The organism is Rhodopseudomonas palustris (assembly GCF_007005445.1).
GTDB classification, from domain to species: Bacteria; Pseudomonadota; Alphaproteobacteria; order Rhizobiales; family Xanthobacteraceae; genus Rhodopseudomonas; species Rhodopseudomonas palustris_G.
Map to the genome: position 1 here is coordinate 3,346,160 of NZ_CP041387.1, position 22,337 is coordinate 3,368,496.

At 66.7% G+C, this 22,337-nt stretch carries 19 protein-coding genes; 10 read left to right on the plus strand and 9 right to left on the minus strand.

Going from position 1 to position 22,337, the window contains the following annotated elements:
- Positions 1–327 precede the first annotated feature (327 nt).
- Positions 328–2,133 carry a carbamoyltransferase family protein gene (locus FLL57_RS15305; RefSeq protein WP_142883316.1) on the plus strand — a complete coding sequence of 602 codons (1,806 nt, stop codon included), beginning with the start codon at positions 328–330 and terminating at the stop codon, positions 2,131–2,133.
- Here the strand turns inward: FLL57_RS15305 and murJ are convergent, their stop codons facing one another.
- The 4 genes from murJ to FLL57_RS15325 form a co-directional block, all read right to left on the minus strand.
- A complete protein-coding gene (gene murJ, locus FLL57_RS15310; RefSeq protein WP_142883317.1) occupies positions 2,134–3,663 on the minus strand; it encodes a murein biosynthesis integral membrane protein MurJ in 1,530 nt (509 codons plus the stop codon).
- Between the two features lie 194 nt (positions 3,664–3,857).
- On the minus strand, positions 3,858–5,009 hold the full coding sequence (locus tag FLL57_RS15315) for a DegT/DnrJ/EryC1/StrS family aminotransferase (protein ID WP_142883318.1): 1,152 nt from the start codon (positions 5,007–5,009) through the stop codon (positions 3,858–3,860).
- A gap of 56 nt (positions 5,010–5,065) precedes the next feature.
- Positions 5,066–6,064 (minus strand): Gfo/Idh/MocA family protein, encoded by a 999-nt coding sequence (locus tag FLL57_RS15320; protein WP_013503896.1) that lies wholly within the window; start codon positions 6,062–6,064, stop codon positions 5,066–5,068.
- A 140-nt stretch (positions 6,065–6,204) separates the two neighbouring features.
- Entirely contained in the window at positions 6,205–7,188 is a 984-nt protein-coding gene (locus FLL57_RS15325) for an NAD-dependent epimerase (protein ID WP_142883319.1), read from the minus strand.
- Positions 7,189–7,377: 189 nt separating this feature from the next.
- On the opposite strand from FLL57_RS15325, the gene FLL57_RS15330 reads away from it, so the two are divergent.
- Together FLL57_RS15330 and FLL57_RS15335 are read left to right on the plus strand one after the other, a co-directional pair.
- Positions 7,378–8,337: a lysylphosphatidylglycerol synthase transmembrane domain-containing protein gene (locus tag FLL57_RS15330; RefSeq protein ID WP_013503898.1), complete on the plus strand. Its 960-nt coding sequence runs from the start codon at positions 7,378–7,380 to the stop codon at positions 8,335–8,337.
- A 54-nt stretch (positions 8,338–8,391) separates the two neighbouring features.
- Positions 8,392–9,405: an MraY family glycosyltransferase gene (locus tag FLL57_RS15335; RefSeq protein WP_142883320.1), complete on the plus strand. Its 1,014-nt coding sequence runs from the start codon at positions 8,392–8,394 to the stop codon at positions 9,403–9,405.
- A gap of 4 nt (positions 9,406–9,409) precedes the next feature.
- Here the strand turns inward: FLL57_RS15335 and FLL57_RS15340 are convergent, their stop codons facing one another.
- Genes FLL57_RS15340 through rfaD form a run of 3 tightly spaced genes read right to left on the minus strand, consistent with a single transcriptional unit; the run spans position 9,410 to position 13,865 of the window.
- Positions 9,410–11,350, minus strand: a complete 1,941-nt coding sequence (locus tag FLL57_RS15340; RefSeq protein ID WP_142883321.1) for a polysaccharide biosynthesis protein — start codon at positions 11,348–11,350, stop codon at positions 9,410–9,412.
- Between the two features lie 37 nt (positions 11,351–11,387).
- On the minus strand, positions 11,388–12,860 hold the full coding sequence (gene rfaE1, locus FLL57_RS15345; protein ID WP_142883322.1) for a D-glycero-beta-D-manno-heptose-7-phosphate kinase: 1,473 nt from the start codon (positions 12,858–12,860) through the stop codon (positions 11,388–11,390).
- A gap of 24 nt (positions 12,861–12,884) precedes the next feature.
- Entirely contained in the window at positions 12,885–13,865 is a 981-nt protein-coding gene (gene rfaD, locus FLL57_RS15350) for an ADP-glyceromanno-heptose 6-epimerase (protein ID WP_142883323.1), read from the minus strand.
- 185 nt (positions 13,866–14,050) lie between these two features.
- On the opposite strand from rfaD, the gene waaF reads away from it, so the two are divergent.
- The 3 genes from waaF to FLL57_RS15365 all read left to right on the plus strand — a co-directional run bounded on the left by waaF (position 14,051) and on the right by FLL57_RS15365 (position 16,324).
- Entirely contained in the window at positions 14,051–15,127 is a 1,077-nt protein-coding gene (gene waaF / locus FLL57_RS15355) for a lipopolysaccharide heptosyltransferase II (RefSeq protein WP_142883324.1), read from the plus strand.
- A gap of 70 nt (positions 15,128–15,197) precedes the next feature.
- Positions 15,198–15,785, plus strand: coding sequence for a D-sedoheptulose 7-phosphate isomerase (locus FLL57_RS15360; RefSeq protein WP_142883325.1), 588 nt, complete (start codon positions 15,198–15,200; stop codon positions 15,783–15,785).
- Positions 15,782–16,324, plus strand: coding sequence for an HAD family hydrolase (locus FLL57_RS15365; RefSeq protein ID WP_142883326.1), 543 nt, complete (start codon positions 15,782–15,784; stop codon positions 16,322–16,324). The genes FLL57_RS15360 and FLL57_RS15365 overlap by 4 nt, the downstream gene beginning before the upstream one ends.
- On the opposite strand, the gene waaC is transcribed toward FLL57_RS15365, so the two are convergent.
- Positions 16,321–17,265 (minus strand): lipopolysaccharide heptosyltransferase I, encoded by a 945-nt coding sequence (gene waaC, locus FLL57_RS15370; protein WP_142883327.1) that lies wholly within the window; start codon positions 17,263–17,265, stop codon positions 16,321–16,323. The two genes, FLL57_RS15365 and waaC, sit on opposite strands and share 4 nt — an antisense overlap.
- Before the next feature lie 182 nt (positions 17,266–17,447).
- Between waaC and galE the strand changes: the two genes are divergently transcribed.
- The 4 genes from galE (at position 17,448) to FLL57_RS23370 (ending at position 21,362) form a co-directional block, all read left to right on the plus strand.
- Positions 17,448–18,461 (plus strand): UDP-glucose 4-epimerase GalE, encoded by a 1,014-nt coding sequence (galE, locus tag FLL57_RS15375; RefSeq protein WP_013503907.1) that lies wholly within the window; start codon positions 17,448–17,450, stop codon positions 18,459–18,461.
- A 121-nt stretch (positions 18,462–18,582) separates the two neighbouring features.
- Entirely contained in the window at positions 18,583–20,385 is a 1,803-nt protein-coding gene (locus FLL57_RS15380; RefSeq protein WP_013503908.1) for an ABC transporter ATP-binding protein, read from the plus strand.
- 58 nt (positions 20,386–20,443) lie between these two features.
- A complete protein-coding gene (locus FLL57_RS15385; RefSeq protein ID WP_013503909.1) occupies positions 20,444–21,145 on the plus strand; it encodes a fumarylacetoacetate hydrolase family protein in 702 nt (233 codons plus the stop codon).
- Positions 21,146–21,224: 79 nt separating this feature from the next.
- Positions 21,225–21,362 (plus strand): hypothetical protein, encoded by a 138-nt coding sequence (locus tag FLL57_RS23370; RefSeq protein WP_013503910.1) that lies wholly within the window; start codon positions 21,225–21,227, stop codon positions 21,360–21,362.
- 1 nt (position 21,363) lies between these two features.
- Here the strand turns inward: FLL57_RS23370 and FLL57_RS15390 are convergent, their stop codons facing one another.
- Positions 21,364–22,218, minus strand: a complete 855-nt coding sequence (locus tag FLL57_RS15390; protein WP_013503911.1) for an NAD-dependent epimerase/dehydratase family protein — start codon at positions 22,216–22,218, stop codon at positions 21,364–21,366.
- Positions 22,219–22,337 lie beyond the last annotated feature (119 nt).

The following is a 22,337-nucleotide window of genomic DNA, read 5'->3' on the forward strand; positions in this document are numbered from 1 at the left end:
AGCGAATTTCACCGGCAAGCTTATGATCAAGCAGCGGTTTCGGTCAAGCCGCGGCTGCATCAGACGCGAATCGACGGGGCCAACCATTAACGGCGAAAGTTGTTCCCCAGGTGGCCGAACGGTGCACTCTCGGCGAGTGTGCAGTGCGAAAACGGCCGTGTTTGAAGACAAGGTGGAATATGCCGTGCAACGCCTCGGCAATGTCCAACTTCCACGCACAAGCTATCCATGCAATCGATGTGAACCGCACGCCGCCGTGGGTCGACTGTCAGAAGTGACGTCCCGCGCCTCGTCCGCGGCCCCGCCGCGCCTTTAGAAAAGCAGCCCATGTCCCGTCAGCACACCTACGTCCTCGGCCTCAACACCTACGATCACGACGTCAGCGCCTGCCTGCTCCGCGACGGCGAAATCGCCTTCGGCATCGCCAAGGAGCGCATCACCCGCGAGAAGCACGCATCAGGCTTCTACAGGGAAGTGATCGACTATTGCCTGAACGCCGAAGGCATCACCATGGCGGACGTCGATCTGGTGGTGCGCAATTGCTACATCCTGCCGGTGCCGGAGATGGAGGACCGGCTGGTGTTTCAGGACATGCCGGGCTTTCTGCCGGAATACGAGCGCGGCGAGGCCACCAGGCATCCGCTGTTCCGCAACCACACCAACAAGGTCGCGACGATCTCGCACCACCTCGCGCACGCCTACAGCGCGTTCGCGCCGTGCCCGTTCGAGGAAGGCGTGGTGATGATCGTCGACGGCGTCGGCAGCTACCGGGCCGATGTCGACGAACCCTTTCCCGGCGACGATGCCTCGCCGCTCGCCCGCGAATCCGAGAGCTACTACAAATTCAGAGGCACCAAACTGGAATGCCTGAAGAAGGTCTGGATGGAGCCGGAGCGCGGCTTCCTCAGCGACGAGTTCTACAACATGCCGGGCCTTGGGGCGTATTACAGCCGCGCCTCGACTTACGTGTTCGGCGACTGGAACAAATGCGGCGAGCTGATGGGACTGGCGCCTTACGGCCGCCCCGGCGCGATGCCGCCGATGCTGCAGTTCGAGGGTGGCAAGCTCACGGTGCCGCGCTGGACGCCCGAGCTGAACCAGCCCTACATCATGGACAGCGCCGGCAAATGGGAAGACAACCCGTCGATGCGGCACTGGGAAGACCTCGCCTGGCGGGTGCAGGACGACACCGAGCGCGTGCTGCTGGAACGGGCGCGCTGGCTGCGCGAGACCACCGGCGCCAAGAACCTGTGCATCGCCGGCGGCGTTGCTCTGAACTGCGTCGCCAATGGCCGGATCGCGCGCGAAGCCGGCTTCGAGAACGTGTGGATTCAGCCGGCCGCCGGCGATGACGGCATCGCGATCGGCTGTGCCTATTACGGCCATCTGGTGATCCAGCAGAAACAGCGCGGCTTCGAAATGAAGCACGCCTATATCGGCCGGCCGTATTCGGACGCCGAGGTCGAGGAAGCGACGCAGCGGTTCTTCGTCAAGCCGCAGATCAACATCGTCCGCTCCAGCGAGGTCTACAAGGAGACCGCGCGGCTGCTCGCCGACCAGAAGGTGATCGGCTGGTTCCAGGGCCGCTCGGAATTCGGCCCCCGCGCGCTCGGCCATCGCAGCCTGCTGGCCGATCCGCGCAACGCCGAAATGAAGGACATTCTCAACAGCCGGGTGAAGCATCGCCAGCCGTTCCGCCCGTTCGCGCCGATCGTCCTCAAGGAGCGCGCCGACGAGATCTTCGAGGGCAAGGGCGACTCGCCGTTCATGCTGATGGCCAAACCGGTGGCGCCGGCGTGGCGCGACAGGATTCCGGCGGTGGTCCACGTCGACGGCTCGGCCCGGGTGCAGACGGTGGACGAAGAGACCGCGCCCGACCTCTATTACATCCTGAAGGAGTTCGAAGCGCTGACCGGCGTCCCGGTGCTGGTCAACACCTCGTTCAACATCAAGGGCGAGCCGATCGTCGAGACGCCGCGCGACGCGATGGCCTGCTTCCTGACCACCGGCATCGACCATCTGGTGATGCACGACACCATCGTGTCGAAGAACAAGGCGCACCGCTTCATCAATCCGGTGCTGCAGGTGTATTCCGACGTCACCAATCTGGTGCGATCGACCACCGCGGCGTGATCAGCCGCGCAGCAGCCGCTTGATCGCGCGCGGCCCGAACAGGATCAGCAGCGCGGCGCCGTAGGTCACGGCGCCGACGCCGATCAGCAGCCCCAGCGCGGCCTCGCTGCGCAGCGCCGGGAGCTGCGCCAGATGCGGTGCCGACAGCCACGCGGCCAGCCACAGCCCGGCGGCGAGCACGAGGCCGGTGACGGCGAACTTCAGCACCGCGCGCACCAGCTCGCGATCGAACACGAAATAGCCGGCGCGGATCGAGAAGCCCATCACCAGCAGCAGATTGATCCAGGTGCCGGCGGCAGTGGCGAGCGCGAGGCCGACCTGCGCCAGCGGGCCCATCAGCAGGAACTTCAGCACCACATTGACGCCGATGCCGATCAGCGCCGCCTTCACCGGTGTCGCGGTGTCCTTGCGGGCGTAGAACGGCGCCACCGCGCTGCGGATCATCACCGCGGGCACCAGCGCCGCCGCATAGGCCGCCAGCGTCGCCCCGGCCGCCAGCGCATCGGCGCTGGAGAACGCGCCGCGGGCGAACAGCGCCCGCATGATCACGTCCGGCACGGTCAGGAACGCCGCGACGAACGGCACCGAGAACAGCAGCGCGAACTCGAAGGCGCGGCGCTGCGACGCCCTTGCGCCGGAATCGTCTCCGGCGGTGAGCTGGCGCGACATCTCCGGCAGCAGCACGGTGCCGATCGCGATGCCGATGACGCCGATCGGCAACTGGTACAGCCGGTCGGCGTAGTACAGCGCCGACAGCGCTCCGACCGGCAAGAAGGTGGCGATGATCGTGTCGGCGAACATCGCGATCTGGGTACCCATCGAGCCGATCGTCGCCGGCCCGAGCGCGCGGAAGAATCCGCGAACGTCCTCATCGAGCTTCGGCCTGGCGAACCGCGGCAGGCCGCCGTGCAGCGACAGGTCGCCGGCGAGCAGGAGATACTGCAGCACGCCGGAGATCAGCACGCCCCAGGCGGCCGCATGGCCGGCGCTCGGGAAGAACGCCGCGAGCGCCAGCGTCGCCATCATCGAGATGTTGAGAAAGATCGAGGCGGCGGCCGCCGAGGCGAAGCGCTGCATCACGTTGAGGATGCCGCCATACAGCGTCACCAACGTAATCAGCAGCAAATAAGGGAAAGTGATCCGCGTCAGCTCGATCGCGAGCCCCCGCTGCTCCGGCTCGTCGGTGAAGCCCGGCGCCAGGATGCTCATCATCTGCGGCATGAAGGCGAGCGCGACCGCGAGCAGCACGAGCTGCGAGACGAACAGCAGCGTGAAGATGCGGTTCGCGAACAGCTTGGCGGATTGTTCGCCCTTCTCGCCGTGGACATGCGCATAGGCCGGCACGAAGGCGGCGTTGAACGCCCCCTCGGCGAAAATCGCCCGGAAATGATTGGGCAGCCGCAGCGCGACGAAGAACGCATCTGCCACCGGACCGGCGCCGAGGATCGCCGCCAGGATGATGTCGCGGGCGAAACCTGTCAGGCGCGACAGCAAAGTGAAGCCGCCGACGGTGAAGATGCGCTTGAGCATGGGGCGCTTTTACAGGAAGTCGCGCCACCGCAAAACAGGAATGGGCACCGATCGGCCGCCCCAGCATCCGCACGTCATTCCGGGGCGCGCCCGTGAGGGTGCGAACCCGGAATCCCGAGGTGGTGGGAACACCCTATCGGCAACCACGAGATTCCGGGTTCGCGAACTTCGTTCGCGCCCCGGAATGACGGTGGTTAGCGTCCAACCGCGCCGCGCACCGCCTGGATCACGCGGTCCTGGGTCGGCGCATCGAGATAGGCGTGCATCGGCAGGGCGATGACGTCGCGCGACAACCGCTCGCACACCGGCAGGCCGCTGTCGGCGACCGGGAAGCCGCGATACGCGGTCTGCTGATGCATCGACTTCGGATAGTAGATCGCGGTCGGAATGCCCTGCGCCTTCAGCGCTGCGGCAAAGCCATCGCGATCGACGCCGTGCGGCAGGCGAATAGTGTACTGCGCCCACACCGAGGTGCAGTCCTCCGCGAGCCGCGGAACGGTGACGACATCCGCCAGCGCCTTGGAATAGCGCTCGGCCACCACGTTGCGCGCGGCGATCTCGTCCTCGAAGATCGACAGCTTCTGCAGCAGGATCGCCGCCTGGATGGTGTCGAGCCGGCCGGTCAGGCCGAGCCGGACGTTGTCGTATTTATCGCTGCCCTGGCCGTGGACGCGGACGCTCTTCAATGCCTCGGCGAGTTCGGCGTCGTCGGTGAAGATCGCACCGCCGTCGCCGAAGCAGCCGAGCGGCTTGGCCGGGAAGAAGCTGGTGGCGGTGGCGAGGCCGAAGGTGCCGAGCCGTTTGCCGCGATAGCTCGCACCGAAGCCCTGCGCCGCATCGTCGAGAACGAACAGCCCCTCGTCGGCCGCGACCGCCGCGACGGCGGCGTGATCAGCCGGCTGGCCGAACAGATCGACCGGAATGATCGCGCGGGCCTTGAGGCCGAGCTTCCTGGCGGAGCCGATGCCGCGCTTCAGCGAGGCGATGTCGATGTTGAAAGTGACTTCGTCGACATCGACGAACAGCGGGGTCGCGCCGGTCAGCGCCACCGCTTCGCCGGTCGCGCAGAACGTGAACGACGGACACAGCACCGCGTCGCCCGGGCCGATGCCCTTGGCCATCAACACCATCAGCAGCGCGTCGGTGCCGCTGGAGCAGGTCACCACATGGCGGGCGCCGCTGAACTTCGCCAGCACCGCTTCGAGTTCGATGACTTCAGGGCCGTTGAGGAACTGATAGTGGTTGAGAACGCGCGCGACCGCCTCGTCGATTCCGGCACCCAGCCTGCGGCGCTGCGCGCCGACGTCGATGAAAGGCACCGGATCGTTGCGGAGATGCTGGTTCATGAGACCTTGCCGGGTTCGGATGAAAGGGCGCTCGGGAGTGTCGTGACGTCTTCGGCCTAGCCGGCAGCGCGGAGCGGCGCGGCGGACGCCGTCGCGGCGGGCCGGGCCGGCTGTTCGAGGCACTGGATCGCGATTTCCAGGCTGGCGACGCCCTCCTGGCCGGTGACGGCGGGGGTGCCGTTGCTGCGCACCGCGTTGACGAAGGCGATCAGTTCGGCGCGCAGCGGCTCGTCGTGGCCGACCGGCAGATGCCGCATCGAATAGCTGCCGTCGGCCTTGAAGCCGAAGCACTCGGTGACCTGCCGGGTCAGCAGGTCGCCCATCACGTATTTGCCGCGGGTCGCGACCGTGACGGTGCGCGCCTTGAACGGCGTCAGCCAGTTGGTGTTGATGTGGGCGAGCACGCCGGAGGCGGTGCGGAACTGCAGCAGCGCGATGTCTTCGCGCTCGGCGACCGCGCTGGAGAGCTGCGGCTGCACCTCAGTGATTTCCGAATCGGTGAACCAGCGGATCAGGTCGATGTCGTGGACCGCAAGGTCGATCACCACGCCGACATTCGACATCCGCGGCGGGAACGGGCCGACCCGGGTGATGCCGATCGACAGGATGTCCTCGTCGCGAATCGCCTGCTTGATCGCCGCGACCGCAGGATTGAAGCGCTCGACATGGCCGACCATCAGGGTCACGCCGGCCTTTTCGGCGGCTGCGACGATCTCGCGTCCTTCCGCCACGGTCGAGGCGATCGGCTTCTCGACCAACACGTGGATACCGCGACCGATACAGGTCAGCGCCACTTCGTGGTGCAGATGGGTGGGCGCCGCGATGGTCACGGCGTCGACCCCGGCCAGCAGCAATTCATCGAGCGTTGCGAACGTCTTGCAGCCGATCAGCTCGACCGCGCGGTCGCGGTGCTCCGGCAGCGGATCGACGATCCCGACCAGCGAAACGCCCGGTAGCCCAGCAAGCACACGCCCATGGTTGGTGCCCATCACCCCAGCGCCAATCACGCCGATTCGGAGCGAGGGAGTCTTGGCCGATGCAGTGCTGGAAGTCATGGCGGCGCGCCTTGGAAATTGAAGGTGCGGCTTCCTAGCACGCGGCCACAGATGTGGCGAACGTTCGGGAAACTTTCCCAAACACGTTTTGATTCAGTTAATTACACCAAACAGCCAAGACGCGAATTAGACGCAAGAAGCTACACCTGATGATAGCGGCGGAACCAGGCGACGAAGGCCCCGATCCCGTCCTCGATCGGGGTCGACGGCCGGAAGCCGACATCCCGCACCAGCGCCTCGACATCCGCAAAGGTCGCCAGCACGTCGCCGGGCTGCATCGGCAGCATCTCCCTGACCGCCGGGCGCCCGAGTGCGCGCTCGAGCAGCGCCACGACATGCATCAGCTCTTCCGGGCTGTGATTGCCGACATTGTACACCCTGGCGGGGGCGTGGCCGTCGCGGCCGGTCGGAACCAGATCGATCAGCCGGGTCACGACCCGGGTCACGTCGTCCACATAGGTGAAGTCGCGCCGCATCTGGCCGTGATTGAACAGCTTGATCGGACGGCCCTCGGTGATTGCCTTGGCGAACAGATAAAGAGCCATGTCCGGCCGGTACCAGGGCCCATAGATGGTGAAGAACCGCAGCCCGGTGGTCGGCAGCCGGTACAGATGGCTATAGCAGTGCGCCATCAGCTCGTTGGCCTTCTTGGTCGCGGCGTACAGGCTGATCGGGTGGTCGGTCGGATCATCCACCGAGAACGGCAGCTTGGTGTTGGCGCCATAGACCGACGACGACGACGCGTAGATCAGGTGCTCGCAGCCATGGTGCCGGCACCCTTCCAGCACGTTGAGGAACCCCTCGAGGTTGGAGTCGGCATAGTCGTGCGGATGGCTCAGAGAATGCCGCACCCCGGCCTGGGCGGCGAGATGAATCACGACCGGAAAACGGCGTGTTGCGAACAGCTCCGCCGTCGCCGAACGGTCGGCGAGGTCGCCGCGGACAAAACTGAAACCGGGATAAGGCGTCAGCAGATCGAGCCGGGCCTGCTTCAACGCGGGATCGTAATAGTGGTTGAGGCTGTCGAGACCAACGACCGAGCGTCCCGCCTCCAGCAGTTCGCGCGCCACATGAAAGCCGATGAAGCCGGCCGCTCCGGTGACCAGGACCGCTTGCTCTGTCATGTCGTTCCTGCCCGCCATTCGCGACCCTCTGCGCGCGCCTGTTTAGCCAGCAGCCGACACCAGCGGCAAGCGGAACCGCCGCGCTCTTGCCAGATCGGGAGCAAGTCCCTACCAAGGCGGCGGCTTTCGCGATGGTCGGGCGCGCCGCTCGTTCTTGACGATCTGTTAACCTCTGTTCTGCGACCCCCCATGCGCCGGATTGTATTCTCAGCCGCGAAGATTCTGGTTTCGGCGGCGCTGCTGTATTTCGCGCTCCGCAAAGCCGACTTCGCCGCGCTCGCCGCGCGGATCGACGCCGCCAGCGTCGGGTGGCTGGCGCTGGCGCTGGCGGTTGCCCTGTTTCAGGTTTTCGTCGGCACGTTGCGTTGGCGGACGATCAGTGCGGGCAGCGGCGCACCGCTCGGTCTGCCGCAGGCGTTCCGCTACAATATGATCGGCGCGTTCTTCAACCAGACGCTGCCATCGGCCATCGGCGGCGATGCGATGCGGTTGTGGCTGGTGGCCCGCGCCGGAGCCGGATGGCGGACCGCCGCCTATTCGGTCTTCGTCGACCGCGCGATCGGTCTCATCGCGCTGGCGGTGCTGATCATGTGCACCCTTCCTTGGTCGTTGACGCTGATCGGCAATCCCGAGGGACGGCTCGGGCTGGTGCTGATCGATGCCGTCGCGCTCGGCGCGGGCGTGGTATTTCTGGCGCTGCATCTGCTGCCGTTCGACCTGCTGACCCGGATCTGGGCGACCCGCCATTTCCACACGTGCTCGCAGATTGCCAGCGACTTGCTGTTTCGCAGCCGGAGCGGTCCATGGCTGGCGCTGATCTCGCTGTCGATTCACGTCCTGGCAGTCGTGGTCGCCTGGTGCGTCGCGCGCGCGATCGCGTCGCCGACCGATTTCACGCAGTTGCTGTTTCTCGTTCCCCCGACCATGCTGATCACGATGATCCCGATCTCGATCGCGGGCTGGGGCGTTCGGGAGGCCAGCATGGGGTTGGCGTTCGGCTATGCCGGCCTCGATGCCGGTGACGGCGTCGCCGTCTCGTTGCTGTTCGGAGCGGTGTACTTCCTTTTGGGCGGGTTCGGCGGCCTGGTCTGGATCTTCAGCGCAGAGAAGGCGGCCAAGGGAGACGCAGAGATCAAGGTGCCGGAGTAGCCTGATGAATTCAGCCATGGTCGATGTCGCGACCGTCCGGTCGGGCTGGCGCGGATGAATCCGGCCATCGGCTTCGCATCCATGATCGCGGCGCTGACCGCCGTCATTCTCTGTGCCGTTCTCACCTGGGCGCTGATGCCGCTGCTGAGGAGATATGCGCTGGCGCGCCCCAATGCGCGCTCGTCGCACAAGGTTCCGACCCCGCAGGGCGCCGGCATCGCCGTCATCGCCGCGACGTTGATCGTCACCACATTCGCGCTCGGCCCGACCGCTCCGGCGCTGCTGGCACTGCTCCCGTTGTTCGCCGCCGCGGTCGTGATCGGGATCGTCGGAGCAGTCGACGATATCCGGCCGATTCCGGTACTGCCGCGCCTCGCCCTTCAGGCACTCTGCGTCGGCGCGGTCGTTCTCACGCTGCCCGCAGACCAGCAGATCGTCCCTGCCCTGCCATTGTGGCTGGAGCGCGCCGCGTTGCTGATCGGCGGCCTGTGGTTCGTCAACCTCGTCAACTTCATGGATGGGCTCGACTGGATGACGGTTGCCGAAGGCGTGCCGGTAACGGCCACCCTGGTGGTGTTCGGCTTGCTCGGCGCGTTGTCGCAATCCCCTATGCTGCTGGCAGCGGCACTGGGCGGCGCGATCCTCGGCTTCGCGCCGTTCAACCGCCCGGGTGCGGCGAAGGTCTTTCTCGGCGACGTCGGCAGCCTGCCGATCGGGCTCCTGCTCGGCTGGTGCCTGCTGCAACTCGCGCTCCAGGGCCACGCCGCCGCGGCGCTGCTGCTGCCGCTGTACTATCTGGCCGACAGCACCCTGACGCTGCTGCGGCGAATGATCCGCCGCGAGAGGTTCTGGCTCGCCCATCGCACGCACTTCTATCAGCGGGCGACTGACAACGGATTCCCGGTCCGGGCGGTGGTCGGCCAAGTGTGTCTTCTGAATCTCGCCCTGGCCGGGCTGGCAGGCGCCTCGATCGCCCTGCGATCGGCGGCGACCGATCTCCTGCTGCTCGGCATCGGCGCCATGCTGGTCGCCGCAGTGCTGAGGCGTTTCACCCGCCCCCGCGCCTGAGCGGTTATTGCAGACGACGCTGCGCAGCCGGCGCCGCAGCTTCGATCCGGAATTCCGGAACGGCGCTCTTCAGGATGGCCACCACCTCGTCATGACGCCCCGCTGCGATCGCGGCTTCGAGTGCGGCGAGGCCCTGCTGCAGCGTCGGCAGCGGCAGTTCGTGCGGACGTGCCGCCACAATCCCGGGAATGCCGATCTCGGTCGAAGGTTCGTGCTCGGCGAACAGGATCTCGTGCAGCCGCTCGCCCGGACGAACACCGGTGAACACGATCTCGATGTCGTAGCCGGGCTGCAGTCCGGACAGCCGGATCATCCGCTCGGCGAGATCGACGATGCGCACCGGCTGGCCCATGCTGAGTACGAACACCGACGCGTCGGCATGCTGCGAGCCCAACGCATGAGTCGCGGCGGTGATGACGAGGTCGCAGGCTTCGCGGATGGTCATGAAGTAGCGCACCATATCCGGATGCGTCACCGTCACCGGTCCGCCGGCTTCGATCTGGGCCTTGAATTTCGGCACCACCGAGCCGTTCGACGCCAGCACGTTGCCGAACCGCACCGAGATCAACCGCATCGGTGGCTTGTCACCGGAGGTGCCGGCAAGTTCGCGATCGAGCGCCTGACAATACAGTTCGGCGAACCGCTTGGTGAGGCCGAGCATCGATACCGGCTCGATCGCCTTGTCGGTGGAGATCATCACCATCGCGCCGGCACCGGCCGCGCGCGCGGCGTCGGCGACGTTGACCGAGCCGAAGATGTTGGTCTTGACGCCCTCGCCCCAATCGCGCTCGAGGATCGGCACGTGTTTCAGCGCAGCAGCGTGGAACACCAGGTCCGGCTTGAACCCGCCGATCAGATCGAAGATCCGCTCGCGATCGCGGATGTCGGCGATGTGGCCGACGATCGTCGTCCTGGAGTCCTTGGCGTTCAGCTTCTCCATCGCGGCGTAGAGGGCCGGTTCGGAATTCTCGATCACCAACAGACGCGCCGCACCGAACGTGGTGACGCGGTCGCACATCTCGTATCCGATCGATCCGCCACCGCCGGTGACGACGATCGACTTGCCCTTCAGCAGCCCCTCGAGCCTGTCGTAATCGATCTTGACGCTCGGACGCAGCAACAAGTCTTCGACGGCGACCGGTGCCAGCCTGGGCGTGTCGCGGCTTTCTTCGAGCGACGGCAGCCGGCTCACCGTCAGCCCGAGCTTGCGGGCACGCATCAGCACCGCTTCCGGCTGGGCATCGGCCTCGAACGCGGACGGCGTCATCACCGCCCGCTCGATCGGCCTGTTGCGATGCGCGAAGTCGGCGATCACGTTGTGCAGATCGTCGGTGCCGCCCAGCACCGGAATGCCGCGAATGGTCTGGCCGCGATCCGAGAACGCGGGCGACAGAATGCCCACCGGCCACAGCCGCTGCACCGCGCCGCTTTCAACTCCGCGCAGGAACACCTCCGCGTCGGCGGCGCGACCGATCAGCAACGTCGGAGCCGCATCCATCCGGCGCGCCTTGTTGCGCGTGCGGGTGTAGCGGAAATAGCGGTAGGCGAGGCGCGAACCGGCCAGGAAGAACACCTCCAGAAACCAGTACAGCACGATCGTCGTCTTCCCGAGGAAGAACGTCCCGTACATGTTCGGTGCCAGAAAGACGTAATCGAGCGCCAGCAGCGCGATCGTCAGCACGCTCGCCGCCCGGAGGATGTTCAGCAGATCCGGGATCGAAATGAACCGCCACTTGGTGGTGGTGAGCTGGAACAGGTAGCAGACGAAGAAGCTGAAGACGACGAAGTAAGGCAGAACCTTCAGCAGCAGCGGCAGACGGTCCAGCAGATTCTCGCCGTCGAACCGCAGATAGAAGCTGAGCAGCACGGCGGCCGCGGTCGCGAGCAGATCGTGGAGGGCGATCAGCCAGTTGCGGGGCGTGAACGACGTGATCGGCGTCAACATTGCACCTGCCAGCGGTGGTCGCCAATCCCGCGCATGATCAGGACTGCCCCTCGCGCGCGCGCGCCACCAGCGAGGTGGTACTGAATCCGGGCAGCACGTCGACCAGCATCACCTCGCCGCCTTTGGCCGCGACGATCTCGTGCCCGACCACCTGCTCACGGGTGTAGTCGCCGCCCTTGACCAGCACGCTCGGCTCGATCCGGGTGATCAGCCGGATCGGCGTATCCTCTTCGAAGATCGCCACCAGATCGACCGCCTCCAGCGCCGCCAGCACTTCGGCGCGGGCGCGTTCGTGCTGCACCGGCCGGCTCTCGCCCTTCAGCCGCCGCACCGACGCATCGCTGTTGAGTCCCACGATCAGCCGGTCGCAGGCACCGCGCGCCGCAGTCAGCACCTTGACGTGGCCGGGGTGCAGGATGTCGAAGCAGCCATTGGTGAAGCCGACCCGCAGACCCTCGCGGCGCCATTCCTTCAGCCGCGCGTCGAGGTCGGCGTCGCTGGCCATGATCTTGTCTTCGGCGGCGAGTTCAGCGTGTGGCAGGACGCGCCGGCGCAGTTCGCTCGGCGTCACCACCGCGGTGCCATTCTTGCTGACCGCCACGGCTGCGGCGGCGCTGGCCGCCCGCATCGCCGTGCCCCAATCCGCCCCCGACGCCAGTACCACCGCCAGCACCGCCGCCACGGTATCACCGGCGCCCGAGACGTCGCGCACCTTCACCGGTTGCGCCGGCACGTGGATCGGCTCGCCTCCGCGCGGCACCAGCGTCATTCCGTGCTCGCTCTTGGTCACCAGCATCGCCTCGCACTCGGCCAGCGTCATCGCATCCTGGGCCGCCGCGGCGATCTCGTCATCGGTCTCGGCAGCGCTCCGTGTCGCCGCGGCGAATTCCTTGCGGTTTGGCGTCAGCAGCGTGGCGCCGCGATAGATCGCGAAGTTGGCGCTTTTCGGATCGACGATGACGCGTTTGCCGAGTTTGTTGGCGGTATCGATCGTCTCGCGAATGACTCGCGCCGTCAGCACGCCTTTGGCGTAGTCCGACAGCAGCACGATATCGGCGCGCGCGAGCTGCGGCAGGATCGAATCGAGCAGCCGCTGTTCGACCTCGCCGGTCGCCGGCGCTGCGATCTCCCAATCGGCGCGCAGCATGTGAGTGGAGAAATGCTCGGACACGAACCGCACCTTGCGGGTCGTCGGACGCGAGGGATCGCGCACCAGCACCGGCTCGATCTTCGGCTCGCTGCCGAGTTCGGCGGCGAGCATTCTCCCGGTGGCATCGTCACCGACCAGGCCGACGAAAATGCAGCGCGCGCCGATCGCCGCAATGTTGCGGGCGACGTTGCCGGCGCCGCCGATATTGGTCTCGCTGCGCTGGACCGCGATCACCGGCGCCGGAGCCTCCGGGGAAATCCGCGACACCTCCCCATAGACGAACTCGTCGAGCATCAAGTCGCCGACGCACAGGACGGTCTGACGGGCGATCGCTTGCAGCAGGGCGTCGAAGCTCAACATCCAAATCCAAATTGTTGCGCGCGATCAGCGGAAGCGATCGCTGCGGTCGAGGTAGCCAGTGACGTAAGACGCGACCGCTTCTTCCAGCGGCGTGAAGCCGCCATTATAGCCCGCCGCGCGCAGCCGGTCGCCTTCGCTCTGGGTGAAGTACTGATAACTGCCGCGAATCTGCTCCGGCATATCGATGTACTCGATCTTCGGCGGCGTGCCGAGCGCGGCATAAGCCGCCAGGATCAGGTCGCGGAAGCTGCGGGCATGGCTGGTGCCGACATTGAAAATGCCGCTGACGCTGGGCGAAGCGAACAGCCACATCATCACCCGCACCACGTCGTCGACATAGATGAAGTCGCGGCGCTGGTCGCCGTCGGCGATGCCTTCGCGATGCGACTTGAACAATTGGACCACCCGGCCCGACTTGATGTCGTCGAACCGCCGCGCCAGCACGCTGGCCATGGTGTCCTTGTGATATTCGTTCGGGCCGAACACGTTGAAGAACTTCAGCCCGGCCCACTGCGGCGGCAGCCTGTCGCCCTTGGCGGCGCGCTCGGCCACCACCAGGTCGAACAGGTGCTTGCTCCAGCCGTACAGGTTCATCGGCCGCAACTGTTTCAGCGCGGCCAGCGAGAAATCGTCATCGAAGCCGTGTTCGCCGTCGCCATAGGTCGCTGCCGATGAGGCGTAGATCAGCGGCGTGCCGGTCTCGGTGCACCAGTCGAGCAGCCGCAGCGACAACCGGAAATTGTTCTCCATCACCAGATCGCCGTCGGTGGCGGTGGTCGCGGAGATCGCGCCCATGTGGAACACAGCGTCGAGCTTGCGTCCCTTGAGCCAGCCGGCCAGTTCCGCCGGCGGCACGAAATCGGCAAGCTGCCGCTTGGCGAGGTTCTTCCACTTGCCGTCATGGCCGAGAAAGTCGGACACTGCCACATCGGCCCGCCCGGCGTCGTTCAGCGCCGCGACCAGATTCGATCCAATAAACCCGGCGCCCCCGGTGACCAGCAGCATGACTTCTCCGCCTCGATTTGCGCGGCCAGCTTTGCCCCACTCCGCCCAAGCAGGCAACTTTCTACCCTGACTTGCTGTGCATGGAGCACGTCTGGCGCGCGAAATGCCGGCTGGACGCCGGCCGCAGCAGACGCTAACCGGCTGGGCCGACCAGTCCCTGCCAGGCAGGGCACGCAGAACAAGCGATGAATTACGAATCACTCAAAGCCAGCCTGGCGACAGCGCCCGACCGTAGCGAAACCAGCCCGGTACTGCTGGTCCCGTATATGTGGATCGGCGATTTCGTGCGCTGCCACACCGTGGTGCGGGTGCTGAAGGATCGCTGGCCGAACCGGCCGGTCGACGTCCTCACCACCACACTGTGCGCGCCCTTGGTCGACTATATGCCCGGCGTGCGCCAGGGGATCGTCTGGGATCTGCCGCGCAGCAAGATCTCGCTGCCTCAGGAGCGGGCGCTGGCAGCCAGGCTGCGACAGGAAGGCTACGGCGCCTCGGTGGTGATGCCGCGCACCTTCAAATCCACCATCGCGCCCTGGCTTGCCGGTATCCCGAAACGCACCGGCTTCATCGGCGAGGTCCGGTTCGGCCTGCTCAATGACTGGCGGCGCGGCGAGAAGGCATTGCCGCGGATGATCGACCGCTGCGCCGCGCTGGCGCTGCCGCCGCTGCCCGAATTGCCGCTGGACTGGCCCGAACCGCAGCTTCAGGTGCCGCAGGCCGAGATCGCGGCATGGCGGCAGGCCAATGGGCTGCACGGCCGGACCGTGGTGGCGCTGGCACCCGGCGCCGTCGGGCCGGCGAAGCGCTGGACCTATTATGTCGAGGCCGGCAAGGCACTCGCCGAGCGCGGCTTCGAGGTCTGGGTGGTGGGCGGCCCGGGCGAAACCGCCAAGGCCCAGGAAATCGTCGCGGCCGGCGGCCCGCAGGTCCGCGATCTCACCGGCACCGACCTGCGCAACGGCATCCTGGCGCTGGCGGCAGCCGACCTGGTGATCTCCAACGATTCCGGCCTGCTCCACGTCTCGGCGGCGATCGGCAGCCGGACCATCGGCATCTTCGGACCGACCAGCCCCTGGCATTATGCCCCGCTCAATCCGATCGAGACGGTGATCCAGGCGCCGGGCGAGATTCCGTGCCGGCCCTGCCACAAGCCGATCTGCCGGATGGAGCACCACCGCTGCATGCGCGACATCGCCGTCGAGGACGTGACCGCCGCGGCATTGCGCGCGCTGCAGGCCGCCGGCATCGCGCCCGCGGTGTGAGCCCTTCGGCTTGCGCCGGACCCGGCCCTGCGCTTTACCAGGGCTTCGAGTTTCAGCCTTCAGGTGTGACGTGAGCCAGGACAAGATCGCCGCCCATTTCCAGCTTTCGCTTGCCGCGATGACGGCCGCGGCCAGCGACACAGCGCTGCTGGAAACATCGCGGGCGATCGCCGCAGCGTCGATCGCGGCACTGCGTCAGGGCCGCAAGATCCTGCTCGCCGGCAATGGCGGCAGCGCCGCCGACGCCCAGCACATCGCCGCCGAAATCATCGGCCGCTACAAGCGCGAGCGCGGCGCCTGGCCGGCGGTGGCGCTGACCACGGACACCTCGGCGCTCACCGCGATCGCCAACGACTATGGCTTCGAGCGGGTATTCGCCCGGCAGGTCGAAGGGCTCGGCCAGCAAGGCGACGTCTTCATCGGCATCACCACGTCGGGCCGCTCGCCGAACATCCTGGCGGCGCTCGAGGTCGCGCGGCAGCGCGGCCTGGTCACCGTCGGCATGACCGGCCCGAGCGGCGGATCGATGGGCGCGCTGTGCGATCATCTTCTGATTGCGCCGGGCCCCGAGACCGCGCTGGTTCAGCAGATCCATCTGATGGCCGCGCATGCGATCTGCGACGAGATCGAGGTCGCGCTGGGCAAGCCGGCGCCATGACCGCGTCCGCGCCGCGCCGGCCCGCCGCCTTCCTCGATCGCGACGGCGTCATCAACTACAACGACCACTATGTCGGCACCCGCGAGCGCCTTCGCTGGATGCCGGGCATCGCGGCGGCGATCCGGCAACTTAACGCGGCCGGCTATTACGTCTTCATCATCACCAACCAGTCCGGCGTCGCCCGCGGCATGTTCAGCGAAGACGACGTCCGTGCTCTGCATCGCTGGATGCTGAATGAGCTGAATGCGCAAGGTGCGCGGATCGACGATGTGCGGTTCTGCCCGCATCATGTCGAAGGAACGATCGACGCCTATCGGGTGGCCTGCGAGCATCGCAAGCCGGGCCCCGGCATGATCCTGGATCTGGCCAAAGCCTGGCCGGTGGACATGGCGCGCAGCTTCGTGATCGGCGACAGCGCAAGCGATATCGAAGCGGCCCAGGCTGCCCGCATTCGCGGTTTTCGCTTCGAAGGCGAAGACATCGACGGCTTCGTCAACCAGGTGCTCGCCGAGATGCAACGCACCGCTGCATTCAACTAACCGAGTAGCTGCTCCGCCGCCTCGATCGCCTGCCGCGCCGAGGGGCCACCGCTGTTGCCGCCGAGCACCCGCAGCGGACCGCTGCCGACCGGGCCGGTCAGTCCCGGATCGGTCGCAACATAGATCCCGACCAGCGGCACCCGATAGGCGGCGGCCAGATGCAAAAGGCCGGTGTCGACGCCGATCACCACCGCGGCGCCCGCGATCACGCCCGCGGTGAGATCGAGCGACTGACGCGGCAACACGCGACTTCCGGGGATCGCGCTCGACAGCCGTTCGGCGGTCTGCCGTTCGGTCTCGGTGCCCCACGGCAGCACCGGCTGCAACCCGCGGCCCTGCAGCCAGCGGCCGGTCTCGATCCAGTCTTCGGCGAGCCATTCCTTCGACACCCGCGAGGTGCCGTGCAGCAGCAGCGCGTAAGGCGCTTCAGCGCCGCGCGCCGGTTTGATCAGCCCGTAGTCGATCTGGTCCGGCGGCTGATAGCCGAGCGACTGGCCGGTGAGCGTGCGATTGCGCGCCACCGCGTGGAGCGAGCGGCTGACGCTGTGGCGGACATCGTAGAACCGCGACGCCAAGGGCTCCCGAATGCTCTGCGCGTCGTAGCCGTGGCGCTCGCCCTGCGCGAGCCGCGCGATGATCGCCGAGCGGATCAGGCCCTGAGTGTCTATCACCTTGTCGAATTCGGGCTCACGCAATCGCGTGTTGAAATCGCCGATCTCCCGCCAGGTGGCGCGGCTCGTCAGATGCGACCGCCAGCGCCGGGTCGCCACCGGGATCACCTCGGCGACGGATGGATGCAACCGTGCCAGCGGCGCGAACGCCTCCTCCACCACCCAGCTCATGCGCAGGCCGGGTTGGGCGCGCGCAGCGTCGGCGATCGCGGGCATCTGGTGCACCACATCGCCGAGCGAAGAGGTCTTGATGATGAGGATGTCCGACATTGACGCAAAAGGCCCGCAATTGCGCGGTCCTCGTTACAGGATTGACAACCATAGAGTCGAATCCCCGGCAAAAACGCTGGCAATTCGCCCCCGAAGCGGCCCCGCTATACCCCAATTCCATTGTTTGTCGACAGGCTGGCGCAAATGCGCGGAACCGACCAGCAGCTCGGACGGAAACCACGATGACCGTACTCGTTACCGGCGGCGCCGGCTACATCGGAAGCCACACGGTTCTGGCGCTGGTCGAGGCCGGCGAAAGCGTGGTGGTGATCGACAATCTCTCCACCGGCTTTTCGCAGTTCGTGCCCGAAGGCGTGCCGCTGTTCATCGGCGACGCCGGCGATGAAAACCTGATCGACGGCGTGATCGCCTCGCACCGCGTCGACGCCATCATCCATTTCGCCGGTTCGGTGATCGTGTCGGACTCGATGCGCGACCCGCTCGGCTACTATCGCAACAACACCTCGACCTCGCGCAGTCTGCTGAGTGCCGCAGTGCGGCGCGGCGTGAAGAAATTCATCTTCTCCTCGACCGCGGCGGTGTACGGCAATCCGGACCGCGTTCCGGTCGGCGAAGACGCGCCGACACGGCCGCTGTCTCCTTACGGTCGCTCCAAGCTGATGACCGAGATCATGCTGCACGACGCGGCGGAGGCCTACGGTGTCAACTACGTGGCGCTGCGCTACTTCAACGTCGCCGGCGCCGATCCGCTGGGCCGGCTCGGGCTCGCGACCGTCGGCGCAACCCATCTGCTCAAGATCGCGGTAGAAGCGGCGACCGGGCAGCGCAGCCGGATCGACGTCTACGGCACCGACTATCCGACGCCGGACGGCAGTTGCATCCGCGATTTCATTCACGTCACCGACCTCGCTGAGGCGCACGGCGCCGCGCTCGGTTACTTGCGCGCCGGCGGCGGGCCGGTGACGCTGAACTGCGGCTACGGCCACGGCTATTCGGTGTTCGAAGCCATCAATGCGGTGAAACGCGTCGCAGGTCGCAATTTCGCGGTCGCCTCGGCGCCGCGTCGGCCGGGCGACATCATGACGATGGTCGCCGACACCAGCCGGATTCGCCGCACGCTGGATTGGACCCCACGATACGACGATCTCGACAGCATCGCGGCGCACGCTCTGGCGTGGGAGGAAAAGCTGCTGCGCGAGCGCCAAGCGGTTGAATTGCAAGCCATTCCAGCCTGACCGCGGCGCTGGTTCCATCGTTTTGGCTTGAAAATCCGGTCCAGCGGGGGCAAGGACTCCGGCAAGACGCACGCCTTCCTCGCGCGCGACCCTGGTTCGACGCCGTCGATGGAACGCGGGAATGACCGAAGCCCCACGCAAGATCACTGACGACCCGTATGGCGCGTGGCAGCTCATCCGCCGCCTGGTGATGGAACAGGCGTCAGCCTACTGGCGACGCTATGCGCTGGCCTTCGGCCTGATGGCGATCGCCGCCGCGGCGACCTCCGGCTCGGCCTTCCTGCTCGGCAAGGTGATCAACCAGGCCTATGTCGATCGCGATCTGCAGGGCATCATGTTCTGGTCGATCGTCACCCTGGCGGTGTTCAGCCTGAAGGGCGCGGCGACCTACGGCCAGTCGGTGATCCTCACCCAGATCAAGAACGCGATCCTCGCCAACAATCAGCGGCGGATGTTCCACAAGCTGATGAACGAGAGCATCGGCTTCTTCGCCAAGCGGCACTCTTCGGAATTCCTCGCCCGCCTCACCGCCGGTGCCAATTCGGTCACCGAGGTGCTCAACCTGCTGATCAACGCGATCGGCCGCGATTTGTTGTCGCTGATCGGTCTGGTCACCGTGATGGTGATCCAGGATCCGTTCATGGCTCTGTTCGGGCTTCTGATCGCGCCGCCCGCGGCGTTCGTGGTGCGCAAGCTGGTGAAGCGGGTGAAGGGGCTGGCGCTGACGCAGTTCACCGGCAACGCCCAGATCCTGGAGACGATGCAGGAATCGCTGCAGGGCATCCGCACCGTGAAGGCGTTCTCGCTCGAAAAAACCATGAGCGACCGGATCGACGCCAACATCTCCGCGGTGCAGGCCAATGCCGACAAGATGGCGCGGGTGTCGAACCGCGCCAGCCCGCTGATGGAGACGCTCGGCGGCTTCGCGGTGGCGGCGTCGCTGATGTACGGCGGCTATCGTGTGGTCGCGACCGGCGCCACACCCGGCGAGTTCTTCTCGTTCCTGACCGCGTTCCTGCTCGCATACGAGCCCGCCAAGCGGCTGGCGCGGCTGAATATCGAGCTCAACAGCGGTCTGGTCGGCGCGCGGATGCTGCTCGAAGTGATCGACAGTCCTCCGAGCGAGCCCGCCGACGGCCACAAGCCGGCGCTGCAGCTCAGCGAGGCGCGGGTCGAGTTCGACGACGTCTCGTTCGCCTATCGGCCCGACGAACCGGTGCTCAACGGCATGAGCTTCGTCGCCGAGCCCGGCAAGATGACGGCGCTGGTCGGCCCGTCCGGAGGCGGCAAGTCGACGGTGCTGGCGCTGCTGCTGCGGTTGTACGAAGTCCAGTCCGGCGAAATCCGGATCGACGGACAGTCGACCGCGAACGTATCGCGCGAGTCGCTGCGGCAGCAGACCGCCTATGTCGGCCAGGACGTCTATCTGTTCCGCGACACCGTCCGCGCCAACATCGCGTTCGGCAAGCTCGGCGCCACCGACGACGAGATCGTCGCCGCCGCCAAGGCGGCCTGCGCGCACGACTTCATCATGAGCTTTCCGCTCGGCTATGATACTCCGGTCGGCGAGCACGGCGCGCAACTGTCCGGCGGTCAGCGCCAGCGCATCGCGGTCGCGCGCGCGTTGCTGCGCAACGCGCCGATCGTGCTGCTCGACGAGGCCACCGCGGCGCTGGATTCGGAGTCGGAGAAACTGGTGCAGGAGGCGATCGATCATCTCGCCCGTGGCCGCACCACCATCGTGATCGCGCACCGGCTGCACACCATCATGCACGCCGACTCCATCCTGGTGGTCGAGGCCGGCGAGATCGTCGAGCAGGGCCGGCACGACGACCTGCTGCGCCGCGGCGGCCGCTACGCCTCGTTCTTCCGGCTGCAGCAGCGCCACGCCGCACCGCTGGCGCCGGCCGCTGCCACTGCCTAGCCTGATCGGACCTGATACCGCCCCTCCGCCCTGCCTCCTTAGCTTGCGAAAGACACTCATGAGCAACGCTGGTTTCGTGATCGCCCTGCCGCCGCAGCCCAGTCTCGCCGTTGCCGGGACGAGCGACCGCTTTCCGGTGCGCCGGATCTGGTGCGTCGGCCGCAACTACCTCGAACACGTCCGCGAGATGGGCAATGACGAGCGCCAGCCGCCATTCTTCTTCGCCAAGCACGCCGACATGGTCGCGCCCGATGGTGCAACCATCGCGTATCCGCCGCTGACCAAGGACCTGCACCACGAGGTCGAGCTGGTGGTGGCGCTGAAGAGCGGCGGGCTGAACATTCCAGTCGAGAAGGCACTCGATCACGTCTGTGGCTATGCGGTCGGCATCGACCTCACCCGCCGCGACCTGCAGATCGCCTCGCGCAAGAAGGAGCAGCCCTGGGAGATCGGCAAGTCGTTCGACGCCTCGGCGCCGTGCGGAGCGCTGCGCCCGGCCTCCGAGATCGGCCATCCGGCCACCGGCAAGATCTGGCTGTCGGTCAACGGCACCGAGCGACAGACCGGCGATCTGTCCGAGATGATCTGGAACGTGCCGGAAATCATCGCCAAGCTGTCGGCGCAGGTCGAACTCGCCGCCGGCGACATCATCATGACCGGCACACCGGCCGGCGTCGCGGCGCTGTCGCCGGGCGATGCCATCGCCTGCGGCGTAGACGGCATCGGCACGCTCGACGTCACCATCGGCCAGCCGGCCTGACCGGCTCGTCGGATCGGCGTTAGCCGGCTATTAACCATAAATCGGGAATATCAGGCGGAGCTGATCGGGAGCTGCCGCCATGATGTCCGACCTTGGAAGATATCTTTTGGTGTGGATCGCGATGGTGGTGTTTCTGGCCACCGCACAGAATGCCGGCGGCCTGAGCTGGCGCGGCCAGCCACCGATCGCAATCGCCGCAAACGCCGCCAATCAGTAGTTCAGGATCGAAACCGCGGACGGAACGGACGGGGCCGGAAGCCGAGGTCAGCGGCAGCCGGGCCGGCGTCGAAGGTCATGTCCTTGGCCATCCGGGTCGCCATCGTGGCCGACAGCCCGGGCAGCACCTTGACCGCAACCGGCAGGATCATCCGCCATACCCAATCCGGCACTGGCACGATGATGCGCGGCAGCCCGAGCCCGTCGAAGATCCGGCCGACCATCTCGCGATAGCTCAGGGTCTCGCCGCCCGGCAGATTGTAGATCTTGCCGATCGCTTGCGGCCGCTCGGCGGCGGCGACCGCGGCGGCGGCAAGATCGTCGGCATGCACCGGCTGTCGCAGCCCTTCGCCGCCCGCCATCAGCGGGAAGAACCGGAAGCGCCGGATCAGCCCGGCGATACGGCTGACATTGCGGTCGCGGCCTTCGAGATAGATCAGCGTCGGCCGCAGCACCGTGCAACCCACACCATGGGCCGCGCAGGCCGCGATCACGCGCGCTTCGCCGGCGCCCCAATCGCGAATGAAGGCGCGCTCGTCGGGATCGGGCGTATCCCATTTGGTTTCGATGCTGGTCGAGGTGAACACCACCAGCCGGCTCATCCCGGCTGCCGCCAGCGCCGGCACCGCATCTGCCACCCGCCCGACCGGCGCGGTCGCGAACACCACATCGATCGGCGGCAGCGCGACGCCGCCGAGATCGGCAAGATCCCCCGCAACCCAGCGCACGCCATCCCCCGGCTGCCGCTCCTGACGCGACAGCCCCACCGGCTGCGCGCCCTCCGCGATCAACCGCCGAAGAATCGCACCGCCGACCATCCCGGTGGCGCCGATCACGAAAGGCTGCGGTCGGGTCATTACGGCTCCAACAATCCGCCCGCCGAGGGCGCCGGTTACGATTCGCTGCTGTCCATGACGGCTGCATAGCAGCAATGGCCCGCCAGGTGTGGCGGCTGATCACGTGACGAGGCCGGAGC

Coding starts and splice junctions, on each gene's coding strand:
- FLL57_RS15305 (WP_142883316.1), top strand. CDS start 328: ATGTCCCGTCAGCACACCTACGTCCTCGGCCTCAACACCTACGATCAC.
- murJ (WP_142883317.1), bottom strand. CDS start 3,663: ATGCTCAAGCGCATCTTCACCGTCGGCGGCTTCACTTTGCTGTCGCGC.
- FLL57_RS15315 (WP_142883318.1), bottom strand. CDS start 5,009: ATGAACCAGCATCTCCGCAACGATCCGGTGCCTTTCATCGACGTCGGC.
- FLL57_RS15320 (WP_013503896.1), bottom strand. CDS start 6,064: ATGACTTCCAGCACTGCATCGGCCAAGACTCCCTCGCTCCGAATCGGC.
- FLL57_RS15325 (WP_142883319.1), bottom strand. CDS start 7,188: ATGACAGAGCAAGCGGTCCTGGTCACCGGAGCGGCCGGCTTCATCGGC.
- FLL57_RS15330 (WP_013503898.1), top strand. CDS start 7,378: ATGCGCCGGATTGTATTCTCAGCCGCGAAGATTCTGGTTTCGGCGGCG.
- FLL57_RS15335 (WP_142883320.1), top strand. CDS start 8,392: ATGAATCCGGCCATCGGCTTCGCATCCATGATCGCGGCGCTGACCGCC.
- FLL57_RS15340 (WP_142883321.1), bottom strand. CDS start 11,350: ATGTTGACGCCGATCACGTCGTTCACGCCCCGCAACTGGCTGATCGCC.
- rfaE1 (WP_142883322.1), bottom strand. CDS start 12,860: ATGTTGAGCTTCGACGCCCTGCTGCAAGCGATCGCCCGTCAGACCGTC.
- rfaD (WP_142883323.1), bottom strand. CDS start 13,865: ATGCTGCTGGTCACCGGGGGCGCCGGGTTTATTGGATCGAATCTGGTC.
- waaF (WP_142883324.1), top strand. CDS start 14,051: ATGAATTACGAATCACTCAAAGCCAGCCTGGCGACAGCGCCCGACCGT.
- FLL57_RS15365 (WP_142883326.1), top strand. CDS start 15,782: ATGACCGCGTCCGCGCCGCGCCGGCCCGCCGCCTTCCTCGATCGCGAC.
- waaC (WP_142883327.1), bottom strand. CDS start 17,265: ATGTCGGACATCCTCATCATCAAGACCTCTTCGCTCGGCGATGTGGTG.
- galE (WP_013503907.1), top strand. CDS start 17,448: ATGACCGTACTCGTTACCGGCGGCGCCGGCTACATCGGAAGCCACACG.
- FLL57_RS15380 (WP_013503908.1), top strand. CDS start 18,583: ATGACCGAAGCCCCACGCAAGATCACTGACGACCCGTATGGCGCGTGG.
- FLL57_RS15385 (WP_013503909.1), top strand. CDS start 20,444: ATGAGCAACGCTGGTTTCGTGATCGCCCTGCCGCCGCAGCCCAGTCTC.
- FLL57_RS23370 (WP_013503910.1), top strand. CDS start 21,225: ATGATGTCCGACCTTGGAAGATATCTTTTGGTGTGGATCGCGATGGTG.
- FLL57_RS15390 (WP_013503911.1), bottom strand. CDS start 22,218: ATGACCCGACCGCAGCCTTTCGTGATCGGCGCCACCGGGATGGTCGGC.